The sequence below is a fragment of the Roseomonas rosulenta genome (assembly GCF_016106005.1).
Taxonomy (GTDB): domain Bacteria; phylum Pseudomonadota; class Alphaproteobacteria; order Acetobacterales; family Acetobacteraceae; genus Neoroseomonas; species Neoroseomonas rosulenta.
In genome coordinates this window covers 1-1,998 of record NZ_JACADR010000468.1, presented here as the reverse complement: position 1 = coordinate 1,998, position 1,998 = coordinate 1, and the positions used below count along the sequence as shown (strand labels likewise).

Genomic DNA, 1,998 nt, shown 5'->3' with positions numbered 1-1,998 from the left:
CACCCGGCCCAGCAGCGTTGTCCCCGTGCCGGCCAGCATGGCGCGCAGCGCCGCCGCGGCGCCACGGAGCGCGCCCTTCGCCTCGGCCATGCCCCGCCGCGCCGCGCGCCAGGTCGGCGAGGCATCGAGATAGGCATGCGCCCGCGCCAGCAGTGCGACCACGTGCCCGCGAACCCAGGCGAAGGCCGGGATCGTCATCAGCTTCGGCTCCGCAACCACGTAGAGCCGGGCCGAGAAGGCGGTGCCCGCCGATTTCGCCGCCAGCAGCACGCCGGCGCCGAGCAGCCAGTGCCCGCTGCCGATCAGCCACAGCGCGGCGAGCTTCACCGGGAACAGCAGCGCGATCGGGACGGCGAACAGCAGCAGCACGAGGCGCGCATCGAGGCGCAGGATCAGCCGTTCCAGCGCCGCGAAGACCGGGATGCGCGCGAGCAGCCCGCCCAGCGCCTTGGCCCAGCCCCAGATCGTCTCCTCCAGCACCACCCAGAGGAAGGCGAGCAGCATCAGGGGCGGCTTCAGCAGGCCGCGGATCGGGTGGCGCCAGTCCATCGGTACATACTAGCGCGTCGGCGCGGCAATTTCCTCCGGCAAGGCGCACAGACCTGCTGCGCGCAGCCGTGCGGAGAGCGCCGGATCGGCGGTCAGCACCGCGAAGGGGATCGCGAGCAGCAGCGAGGCCAGCACCGGTGCCGCCAGCAGCAGCGCCAGCGGCGAGGCCGCCGCGAACAGCCAGGCGAGCAACACCCCGGCCAGGGTCGGCGGCCAGAACTGCCGCGCCGCGTCGCGCCAGCTCACGCCGCGATCGGCACGATTCTGCGCCGTCCAGCCAACCTTGAGCCCGAAGGGCAGCGCCACGAGGAACAGCGTCTGCGCCATCAGCCGCGCCGGTTCCATCAGCGTGGTGAAGGCGATCTCGGCCGCCGCGCCGCGCGTCACGGCCGCGCGCCCGCCATAGCGTCCGGCCAGCGCCGGCTTCAGCAGCAGCTCGGCATAGCCCGCGAGCTTCGGGGCGTAGTGGCAGGCCCAGGTCGCGGCCAGCAGCAGCACCAGCAGGCCGGTCGGCGTCGCGGCGCCGCCACCGGTCGCGGCATTCACCCCGGCCAGCAGCAGGATGGCGCACCACAGCGGCGCGCCGAGGAACAGCAGGATCGCCTGCACCAGTTGCCAGCGCGCCATCAGCGTCTGTCCCGGCAGGCGGAGCAGCGCCAGGTACTGCATGTTGCCCCCGGCCCAGCGCAGGTCGCGCGTCACGAAATCGCCGAAGGTGGGCGGGTTACCCTCGGCGGACCCGGTGTCGTCCGGCAGCACGCGCACCTTCCAGCCTGCGGCGTGCAGGCGCGTGGCCTCCACTTGGTCGTGGCTGAGGATACGCGAGCCGTCCGGCAGCGGGCCGAGCCGGCACAGCTCGCGGAAAGGGGCGATGCGGATCAGCGCGTTGTGGCCCCAATAGGGGCCTTCGTCGCCCTGCCACCAGGCCTGCCCGGTGGCCCAGGCGCGCATCCCCTGGCGCATGCCGAACTGGAACAGGCGGGGGAAGGCGGCGGTGGCGGGGCGCCCGTGGATCAGCTGCTGCACGATGGCGAGGCGGTCATCCGCCTCCATGCAGGCGACCAGGCGCAGCACGGCTTCCGGCGTCATCTCGGAATCGGCATCGAGGCAGAGGAAATAATCGAGGCCCTCCGCGTGATGGTCGAGGAAGTCCATCACGTTGCCGGCCTTGAAGCCCTCGTTCTCCGCGCGGCGGCGGTAATGGGCGTTGGGATGCTCGACGGCGAAGGCGCGGAAGGCCGCTTCCTCGGCCGCGGCGGCGGGGCCTGCGGGCGTGTCGGAGAGCACCCAGAGCGCGAAGCGCTCAGGGGCGAGCCCGTCCATCAGCCGGCCGAGCGGCGCCAGCACCGCGCCCATGTCCTCGTTGCGCACACAGATCGCAATTGCGGTGCGGCCGCGCGGCGCGCCGGGCCGTGCGGCGCGCAGCGCGGGCAGCACCGCGGCGGGCGG

2 protein-coding genes are annotated in these 1,998 nt (G+C 73.4%); both read right to left on the bottom strand.

Annotation, left to right across the window (positions count from 1 at the left end):
• Positions 1 to 549, bottom strand: a 549-nt coding sequence (locus tag HW578_RS25900) for a hypothetical protein (protein WP_198373590.1), incomplete at its 3' end; no start/stop codon positions are given.
• A gap of 9 nt (positions 550 to 558) precedes the next feature.
• A partial coding sequence (mdoH, locus tag HW578_RS25895; protein ID WP_198373589.1) for a glucans biosynthesis glucosyltransferase MdoH occupies positions 559 to 1,998 on the bottom strand: 1,440 nt, incomplete at its 5' end.